The sequence below is a fragment of the Streptomyces toxytricini genome (assembly GCF_014649915.1).
GTDB lineage: Bacteria > Actinomycetota > Actinomycetes > Streptomycetales > Streptomycetaceae > Streptomyces > Streptomyces toxytricini.
On sequence record NZ_BMTY01000006.1, the window covers coordinates 156471 to 165599 of the forward strand.

The following is a 9129-nucleotide window of genomic DNA, read 5'->3' on the forward strand; positions in this document are numbered from 1 at the left end:
CCGCCGCCCCGGATGTGTCCCCCGCGCGACGTAGGATTCGAAGCTGCCCCCTGTCCCGAGCCCGAGCCCCCAGGAGTACAGCGCCGTGGCCAAGACGCCGTTCACGCACCTGCACGTCCACACCCAGTACTCGCTGCTGGACGGTGCCGCGCGGCTCAAGGACATGTTCAACGCCTGCAATGAAATGGGCATGACGCACATCGCCATGTCCGACCACGGCAACCTGCACGGCGCCTACGACTTCTTCCACTCCGCGCAGAAGGCCGGGATCACCCCGATCATCGGCATCGAGGCGTACGTCGCCCCCGAGTCCCGCCGCAACAAGCGCCGCATCACCTGGGGCCAGCCCCACCAGAAGCGGGACGACGTCTCCGGCTCCGGCGGCTACACGCACAAGACGATCTGGGCCGCCAACAACACCGGCCTGCACAACCTCTTCCGCCTCTCCTCCGACGCCTACGCCGAGGGCTGGCTGACCAAGTGGCCCCGCATGGACAAGGAGACCATCGCCCAGTGGTCCGAGGGCCTGATCGCCTCCACCGGCTGCCCCTCGGGCGAGGTGCAGACCCGGCTCCGGCTCGGCCAGTTCGACGAGGCGCTCAAGGCCGCGTCCGACTACAAGGACATCTTCGGCGAGGGCCGCTACTTCCTGGAGCTGATGGACCACGGCATCGAGATCGAGCGCCGCGTCCGCGACGGCCTCCTGGAGATCGGCCGGAAGCTCGGCATCCCGCCGCTGGTCACGAACGACTCCCACTACACGTACGCCCACGAGGCCGGCGCCCACGACGCCCTGCTCTGCATCCAGACCGGCAAGAACCTCTCCGACCCCGACCGCTTCAAGTTCGACGGCACGGGCTACTACCTGAAGTCCACCGACGAGATGTACGCCATCGACTCCTCGGACGCCTGGCAGGAGGGCTGCGCCAACACGCTGCTGGTAGCCGAGCAGGTCGACACCGAGGGCATGTTCCAGTTCCGGAACCTGATGCCCAAGTTCGACATCCCGGAGGGCTACACCGAGGTCACCTGGTTCCGCGAGGAGACCATGCGCGGGATGCACCGCCGCTTCCCCGGCGGCATCCCCGAGGACCGCATGAAGCAGGTCGAGTACGAGATGGACACGATCATCTCGATGGGCTTCCCCGGCTACTTCCTCGTGGTCGCCGACTTCATCATGTGGGCGAAGAACCAGGGCATCGCGGTCGGCCCCGGCCGAGGCTCCGCCGCCGGCTCGATCGTCGCGTACGCGCTCGGCATCACCGACCTCGACCCGATCCCGCACGGCCTGATCTTCGAGCGCTTCCTCAACCCCGAGCGCATCTCCATGCCCGACGTCGACATCGACTTCGACGAGCGCCGGCGCGTCGAGGTGATCAGGTACGTCACCGAGAAGTACGGCCAGGACAAGGTCGCCATGATCGGCACCTACGGCACGATCAAGGCCAAGAACGCGATCAAGGACTCCGCGCGCGTCCTCGGCTACCCCTACGCCATGGGCGACCGGATCACCAAGGCCATGCCCGCCGACGTCCTCGGCAAGGGCATCCCGCTCTCCGGCATCACCGACCCGAGCCACCCCCGGTACTCCGAGGCCGGCGAAGTCCGCGCGATGTACGAGAACGAGCCGGACGTGAAGAAGGTCATCGACACCGCCCGCGGCGTCGAGGGCCTGGTCCGCCAGATGGGCGTGCACGCCGCAGGCGTGATCATGTCCAGCGAGAGGATCACCGACCACGTGCCCGTCTGGGTGCGGCACACGGACGGCGTCACCATCACCCAGTGGGACTACCCGAGCTGCGAGGCGCTCGGCCTGCTGAAGATGGACTTCCTCGGCCTGCGCAACCTCACGATCATGGACGACGCCGTCAAGATGGTGAAGGCCAACAAGGGGATCGACATCGACCTCCTGGCCCTCCCGCTCGACGACCCCAAGACCTTCGAGCTCCTCCAGCGCGGCGACACCCTCGGCGTCTTCCAGTTCGACGGCGGCCCCATGCGCTCGCTGCTGCGCCTGATGAAGCCCGACAACTTCGAAGACATCTCCGCCGTGTCCGCGCTCTACCGGCCGGGCCCGATGGGCATGAACTCGCACACCAACTACGCCCTGCGCAAGAACGGCCAGCAGGAGATCACCCCGATCCACCCCGAGCTGGAGAAGCCGCTCGAAGAGGTCCTCGCGGTCACCTACGGCCTGATCGTCTACCAGGAGCAGGTCCAGAAGGCCGCGCAGATCATCGCCGGCTACTCGCTCGGCGAAGCCGACATCCTCCGCCGCGTCATGGGCAAGAAGAAGCCCGAGGAGCTCGCCAAGAACTTCACGATCTTCCAGTCCGGCGCCCGGAAGAACGGCTACAGCGACGAGGCCATCCAGGCCCTCTGGGACGTCCTGGTCCCCTTCGCCGGCTACGCCTTCAACAAGGCCCACTCGGCCGCGTACGGCCTCGTCTCCTACTGGACCGCCTACCTCAAGGCCAACCACCCGGCCGAGTACATGGCGGGCCTGCTCACCTCGGTCAAGGACGACAAGGACAAGTCGGCCGTCTACCTGAACGAGTGCCGCCGCATGGGCATCAAGGTGCTCCCGCCGAACGTGAACGAGTCCGAGTCGAACTTCGCCGCCCAGGGCGACGACGTGATCCTCTTCGGCCTCACCGCCGTCCGCAACGTCGGCCAGAACGTCGTCGACTCGATCATCAAGACCCGCAAGTCGAAGGGGAAGTTCTCCTCCTTCCCCGACTTCCTCGACAAGGTCGAGGCCGTCGTCTGCAACAAGCGCACCGTCGAGTCGCTGATCAAGGCGGGCGCCTTCGACGAGATGGGCCACACCCGCAAGGGCCTCGTCGCGCAGCACGAACCCATGATCGACAACGTGGTGGCGGTCAAGCGCAAGGAGGCCGAGGGCCAGTTCGACCTCTTCGGCGGCATGGGCGACGAGGACAGCGGCCAGCCCGGCTTCGGCCTCGACGTCGAGTTCTCCGACGTCGAGTGGGAGAAGTCCTACCTGCTCGCCCAGGAGCGCGAGATGCTCGGCCTGTACGTCTCCGACCACCCGCTCTTCGGCCTGGAGCACGTTCTGTCCGACAAGACGGACGCCGGCATCTCGCAGCTCACAGGCGGCGAGCACTCCGACGGGGCCGTCGTCACCATCGGCGGCATCATCTCCGGCCTCCAGCGCAAGATGACCAAGCAGGGCAACGCCTGGGCCATCGCCACCGTCGAGGACCTGGCCGGCTCCATCGAGTGCATGTTCTTCCCCGCCACCTACCAGCTGGTCTCCACCCAGCTCGTCGAGGACGCCGTCGTCTTCGTCAAGGGCCGCCTCGACAAGCGCGAGGACGTGCCCCGGCTCGTCGCGATGGAGCTGATGGTCCCCGACCTGTCCTCCGCCGGGACCAACGCCCCCGTCGTCCTGACCATCCCCACCGTCAAGGTCACCCCTCCGATGGTCACCCGGCTGGGCGAGATCCTCCGGCACCACAAGGGCAACACCGAGGTGCGGATCAAGCTCCAGGGACCCCGCAGCACCACCGTGCTGCGCCTGGACCGGCACCGGGTCCAGCCCGACCCGGCCCTCTTCGGCGACCTGAAGGTCCTCCTCGGGCCGTCCTGCCTCGCCGGATAGCCCCGCGGGGCCCGCAACGCCGCGAAGGGCGCGCCCGGAGGTCCGGGCGCGCCCTTCGCGCGTACGCTCGCAGCGCGGCGTCAGTTGTGGCCGAAGCGCCTCTGCTTGCCCTTGCGCGCCATGTCCATCGGACTCGGCGCCGAGGAGTGCGCCTCGGCCGGCGAATCCGCCGTGCTGCGCGAGGTCTCCGGGCCGGACGATCGCGACGGCTGCTTGGCGGGGGTCTTCTGGTTCTTGTTCTTGGCCATGGTGGAACCTCCGTGAGGGTCTAGGGGCCAGGACCGCATTCACACTCACACAGCACCACAGGCCGCGCATTTTGGATCTTTCTCCGCACAACCGGACAGAAGCACCGGATCCGCCACGCCGATGATCGAGTTCCGGCCGTCAAGCCCCGTGCCGTCGGGCAGACTCGGGGAAACCCGAGAAAACCCGAGGACCCCCACGGAAGAGGTGGAACGCGTGGACCGCTGCGTCGTCCTGGTGGACGCCGGCTATCTGCTGGGCGCCGCCGCCAGCCTTCTCGCGGGCGAGCCCTCCCGCTCCCGCATCACCGTCGACCACGCCGCCCTCATCCAGGCCCTGCGCGAACGCGCCGAAGCCGACACCCGGCAGCCCCTGCTGCGCATCTACTGGTTCGACGGCGCACCCGACCGGGTGCCGCAGCCCGAGCACCGGCGGCTGCGCGTCATGCCCCGCGTCACCGTCCGCCTGGGCGCCCTGACCCGCAGCGACGGCCGCTGGGCCCAGAAGGGCGTCGACGCCGCCATGCACGCGGAGCTCACCGAACTGGCCCGCAACCGGGCCTGCTCCGACATCGTCCTCGTCACCGGCGACGGCGACCTGCTGCCCGGGCTGATGTCCGCCAAGGAGCACGGAGTCGCCGTCCACCTGTGGGCCGTCCAGGCCGCCGACGGCGACTACAACCAGTCCGAGGACCTCGTCGCCGAGGCCGACGAGCGGCGCGTCCTCGACCGGGCGTGGATCACCCGGGCCGTCCGCGCCAAGGACCTCGCCGGGCTGTGCTCCCCGCCGCCCGCCCCCCGGCCCGAGATCGCCGCCATCCTCTCCGCCCCGCTCCCCGAGGCCGCCCTCGCCGAGGCGGCCCGCAGCTCCGGCACCGGGCCCGCCGGCTCCGCCGAGGCACCCGCCGAGACCCGGGGCGCCGCCGCCCCCGTACCCGCCCCCGCCGCCGGCGGGAAGCCCGTACCCACCCCGAAGGACCTCGCCGGCGCCCTGCGCGCCCCCGGCCCCCAGCAGCCCTCCGGGCCCGCCGCCGCGCCCTCCCCGGCCAGCGCCCTGCGCTGGTCCTCCGACCGGGGCTGGATCGACCGGGCCGGACCGCTCGGCGAGCCCGCCGAGACCGCCTCCCTGCCCACCCTCGCCCAGCTCACCAGCGCCGAACAGCGCTGGGCCGACCGGGAGGAGGACATCACCACCGTCGGCGGCGACCCCTTCGAGGTCGGCCAGGTCTTCGCCCGGCGCTGGATGGAACGCCTCCCCGAGGCCGTCCACCTCCACAAGCTCGCCACCATGTACCCGCGGATCCCGCACCGCATCGACGGCGAGCTCCTGCGCTACGCCGCCCGATTCGGCCTGCTCGCCCACAAGGACGACCAGATCGACGAACACGACCGCTACGCCATCCGCGCGGGCTTCTGGAGGGAGATCGACGTACGCGCCGCGGCCGACCGCGTCGCCGCCCCACCGGCCGCCGTTCCCGGCCCCCCGGCGACCCCGGCGCCCGAGTAGGGCCCGGAGCCGCGTAGGCTGCTCCCTCGTGAGTACGGGCACAGCACCAGCGAGACCGCAGGGCGGCAGCGGCACGGCAGCGGCCGACGGCGTGGTCTGCGCGGTGCGTGACCTGGTCAAGACGTATCCCGCCGTCCGCGGCCGGCGCGGCGCACCCGCCCTGCCCGAGACCCGCGCCACCGACGGCATCAGCCTCGACGTGCGGCGCGGCGAGGTCTTCGGACTGCTCGGCCCCAACGGCGCCGGCAAGTCCACCCTGGTCCGCCAGCTCACCGGGCTGCTGCGGCCGGACTCCGGCTCCGTGACCCTGCTCGGCCACGACATCGTCCGCCGCCCCGAGCTCGCCTCCCGCCTCCTCGCCTACCTCGGCCAGGAGTCCACCGCCCTCGACGAGCTCACCGTCTCCCTGGCCGCCGAGACCACCGCCCGGCTGCGCGGCCTCGACGTGCGCGCCGCGCGCGCCGCCCGCGACGCCGTCCTGGAGGAGCTCGGACTGACCCCGATCGCCGGGCACCCACTGAAGAAGCTCTCCGGCGGCCAGCGGCGGCTCGCCTGCTTCGCCGCCGCCCTCGTCGGCGAGCGCCCGGTGCTCGTCCTCGACGAGCCCACCACCGGCATGGACCCCGTCGCCCGGCGCGCCGTCTGGGCCGCCGTGGACCGGCGGCGCGCCGAGCACGGCGCCACCGTCGTGCTGGTCACCCACAACGTCATCGAGGCCGAGACCGTCCTCGACCGGGTCGCCGTCATCGACCAGGGCCGGGTCATCGCCTGCGACACGCCCGCCGCGCTGAAGGCCCGCGTCTCCGACGAGGTCCGCCTCGAACTCGTGTGGCGCACCGCGCCGCCCCTCGACGTCCCCGCCGTCGCCGCCCTGGCCGGCGCCGCGGCCGAGTCCGGCCGCCGCTGGGTGCTGCGCCTCAGCCCCGACGAGGCGCGCGCCGCGGTCGGGGCGGTCACCGGCGGGCCGGCGTTCGCCGCCCTCGACGACTTCACGCTGGCGACCCCGAGCCTGGAGGACGTCTACCTCGCTCTGGGCGGGCGTACCGCGAAGGGTTTGGTGAAGTCGTGAGCGCCGCCGCCTCCGTGCCCCTCGGCACGCCCGCCCCGCGGGCCCGGCTCCTGCCGTCGCTGGCCGCCGTGTACCGGGCGCAGCTGTCGCGGGCCCGCGTCGCGCGGATTCCGCTGCTGTTCGTCGCCACCTTCCAGTCCGTCGGCATCATGGTCCTGATGCGGGGCGTCGTCGACGGGGGGTCGGAGGCGCGGGCCGTCGTGGCCGGCTCGTCCGTCCTGGTCGTCGCGTTCGTCGCGCTCAACCTGCTGGCCCAGTACTTCGGCCAGCTGCGGGCCGGCGGCGGGCTCGACCACTACGCCACACTGCCCGTCCCGCCCGCCTCGGTGGTGCTGGGCGCGGCCGCCGCGTACGCCTCCTTCACCCTCCCCGGCACCCTCGTGACCGCCGTCATCGGCTGCCTGCTGTTCGGGCTGCCCATGGGCGGGCTGTGGATCCTCGCCGCGGTCGTCCCGCTGGCCGGGGCGGCGCTCGCCGGACTGGGTGCGGCCCTCGGCCTGCTCGCCCCGCGGCAGGAGCTCGCCACGCTGGCCGGGCAGCTCGGCATGTCCGCGGCGCTGCTGCTCGGCGTGCTGCCGCCGGAGCGGATGCCCGGCGTGATCGTGTGGGCGCGGGACCTGCTGCCGTCCACGTACGGGGTGGAGGCGTTCGCCCGGACGTTCTCCCCGCACCCCGACTGGGCCGCCGTCTGCCTGGACCTCGGCGTGTGCGCGGCCGTGGGCGTCCTGTCGCTGTCCGCCGCGACGTGGGCGTACCGGCGGGCCGCCGTCCGCTGAAGCCGGTTCCGCCTCCGGCCGCCGCACCTGGCACGATGTGGGGGTGACCGAAGCCGTGACCACACCGCCCCCCGCCGAACCGCCGTCGCCGCCCGGCGCGCCGGGCGGATCCGCCGCGGGCACCGCCCTCGCGGACATCCGGGACGCGGCCGCCATCACGCTGGCCACCGGTGCGGCCGGCGCCCTCCTCGGCGTGCTGTGGGCGTGGCTCGCGCCGCGGACGCAGTACGTCTCCAACGGCGAGGCCGTCTTCCTGCGGAACACCGAGAGCGAAGCCCGCGTGGGTGCCGACGGCACGTTCCTGCTGCTCGGCGTCGGACTCGGCGTGCTGAGCGCGGTCCTGGTCTTCCTGTGGCGGCGCCGCGGCGGAGTCGCCCAGGCCATCGGCCTCGGCATCGGCTCCTGCTTCGCCTCCCTGCTCGGCTGGCGGGCGGGGCTCCGGCTGGGCCCCCCGGCCGACATCGCCGCCTCCGCCGCCGAGGCGGGCAAGGGCGTCCCCTTCGACGCGCCGCTCCAGCTCCTCGCCCACGGGGCGCTGCTGGCCTGGCCGATGGCCGCGCTCGCGGCCTACCTGGGGCTCGTCGCCGTCTGGGGGCCGCAGGACCCGGCCCGGCACGAGGAGGACGACGAACCGGCCGGGCAGGCCGTGTACCCGCCGCCGTACGTCCACGCCGAACCGCAGGGCGGGCAGGCCCCCCGCACCCCCCGGGACAGCGGCGGGCCGCAGCCGCCGGCCGGGCCCGCCGCCGCAGGGCCCCCGCGCGCCTGACCGGGGCGGGCCGGGCCGCGCGTACGCGCTCAGGCGCGGGCGATCGGCGCCAGGACGGCCCCCGTGAGCCCGGCCAGGGTGCCGGGCGCCAGCTCGACCTCCAGGCCGCGCCGCCCCGCCGACACGCAGACCGTGGGGTGCGCGTCCGCCGAGGCGTCCACCACCGTCCGCAGGCGCCTGCGCTGCCCCAGCGGCGAGATGCCGCCGAGCACGTAGCCGGTCGTCCGCTCCGCCAGTGCCGGGTCCGCCATCGCCGCCCGCTTGCCGCCGACCGCCGCGGCCAGCGCCTTGAGGTCCAGGCTCCCCGACACCGGGACCACCGCCACGGTCAGGGCGCCGTCCACGTCCGCCACGAGCGTCTTGAACACCCGGTCCGGGCTCACGCCCATCGCCTCGGCGGCCTCCTGCCCGTAGGACGGGTGCGCCGGATCGTGCTCGTAGGCGTGCACGGTGAACGCGGCCCCCGCCGCCGTCAGGGCGGCGATCGCCGGTGTCGCCGCGGCCGCGGCCTTCTTCTTCGCCATCGGAAGGACTCCCCCGGTCGTCACGGTGCGCCGCACGGCGGCGGCGCGGTCAGTTCTGGCTGGTCGGCGCCCGGGTCAGCTCGACCGCCGGCAGCGACGGCAGGTGCCGGATGACCGCCGACTCCGCGCGCAGCAGCCGCAGCTCTTCCGCCAGGCGCGTCGCCGTGTCCGGGGCCTGGAGCAGCCGCTGCTTCGTCGGCACGTCCAGCACGGCGGCCGCGGCCACCAGGTACGACACCACCGACGGCTCGTCGGGCAGCTCCGCCGCGGTCGCCAGGGACCGCTCGCGGGCCCCGGCCAGCCGCTTCTGGTAGGTCCGGAACGCCCGCAGCACCCCGTCCGCCAGCGCGCCCGCGCCGTCGCCCCGGTCCTCCGCGAGCTCCTCCAGCTCCGCCACCAGGAACGGCCCGGACGAGTCCACCGACAGCAGGCGGACCCGGGTCGTGCCGGTCGTGAGGACCTCGAAGCTGCCGTCCTCCCGCTCCCGGATCGTCGCCGCGTCCGCGATGCAGCCCACCCGGTGGAACGCCTGGAGCGGGTCCGGCCCGAAGCCCGCGGCCGGACCCCGCTCGGGCAGGGACGTCGGGTCCGGCAGGCCCGGGGCGGTCGGCGCG

The 9129-nt window shown here is 73.1% G+C and carries 8 protein-coding genes; 5 read left to right on the top strand and 3 right to left on the bottom strand.

Annotation, left to right across the window (positions count from 1 at the left end; genetic code table 11):
- Positions 1-85: 85 nt before the first annotated feature.
- Positions 86-3625, top strand: coding sequence for a DNA polymerase III subunit alpha (gene dnaE / locus IE170_RS09670; protein ID WP_189808894.1), 3540 nt, complete (start codon positions 86-88; stop codon positions 3623-3625).
- An 80-nt stretch (positions 3626-3705) separates the two neighbouring features.
- Here the strand turns inward: dnaE and IE170_RS09675 are convergent, their stop codons facing one another.
- Entirely contained in the window at positions 3706-3873 is a 168-nt protein-coding gene (locus IE170_RS09675) for a hypothetical protein (protein ID WP_189808895.1), read from the bottom strand.
- Between the two features lie 205 nt (positions 3874-4078).
- Between IE170_RS09675 and IE170_RS09680 the strand changes: the two genes are divergently transcribed.
- The 4 genes from IE170_RS09680 to IE170_RS09695 are packed head-to-tail and all read left to right on the top strand — an operon-like array spanning position 4079 to position 7991.
- The gene (locus tag IE170_RS09680) at positions 4079-5377 is read left to right on the top strand and encodes an NYN domain-containing protein (RefSeq protein ID WP_189808896.1); all 1299 of its coding nucleotides are present in this window, start codon (positions 4079-4081) and stop codon (positions 5375-5377) included.
- Between the two features lie 28 nt (positions 5378-5405).
- Complete coding sequence (locus IE170_RS09685) at positions 5406-6446, top strand: ABC transporter ATP-binding protein (RefSeq protein ID WP_373298964.1); 1041 nt, start codon at positions 5406-5408, stop codon at positions 6444-6446.
- Positions 6443-7222, top strand: a complete 780-nt coding sequence (locus IE170_RS09690; RefSeq protein WP_189808897.1) for an ABC transporter permease — start codon at positions 6443-6445, stop codon at positions 7220-7222. The genes IE170_RS09685 and IE170_RS09690 overlap by 4 nt, the downstream gene beginning before the upstream one ends.
- Positions 7223-7265: 43 nt before the next feature.
- Positions 7266-7991: a hypothetical protein gene (locus tag IE170_RS09695; protein ID WP_189808898.1), complete on the top strand. Its 726-nt coding sequence runs from the start codon at positions 7266-7268 to the stop codon at positions 7989-7991.
- A gap of 29 nt (positions 7992-8020) precedes the next feature.
- On the opposite strand, the gene ybaK is transcribed toward IE170_RS09695, so the two are convergent.
- Together ybaK and IE170_RS09705 are read right to left on the bottom strand one after the other, a co-directional pair.
- Positions 8021-8515 (bottom strand): Cys-tRNA(Pro) deacylase, encoded by a 495-nt coding sequence (gene ybaK, locus IE170_RS09700; protein ID WP_189808899.1) that lies wholly within the window; start codon positions 8513-8515, stop codon positions 8021-8023.
- Between the two features lie 49 nt (positions 8516-8564).
- A partial coding sequence (locus IE170_RS09705; protein WP_229884665.1) for an LON peptidase substrate-binding domain-containing protein occupies positions 8565-9129 on the bottom strand: 565 nt, incomplete at its 5' end.

Bases quoted from the DNA above. Each gene is read 5' to 3' on its own strand.
- IE170_RS09675 (WP_189808895.1), bottom strand. From the start codon at position 3,873: ATGGCCAAGAACAAGAACCAGAAGACCCCCGCCAAGCAGCCGTCGCGA.
- ybaK (WP_189808899.1), bottom strand. From the start codon at position 8,515: ATGGCGAAGAAGAAGGCCGCGGCCGCGGCGACACCGGCGATCGCCGCC.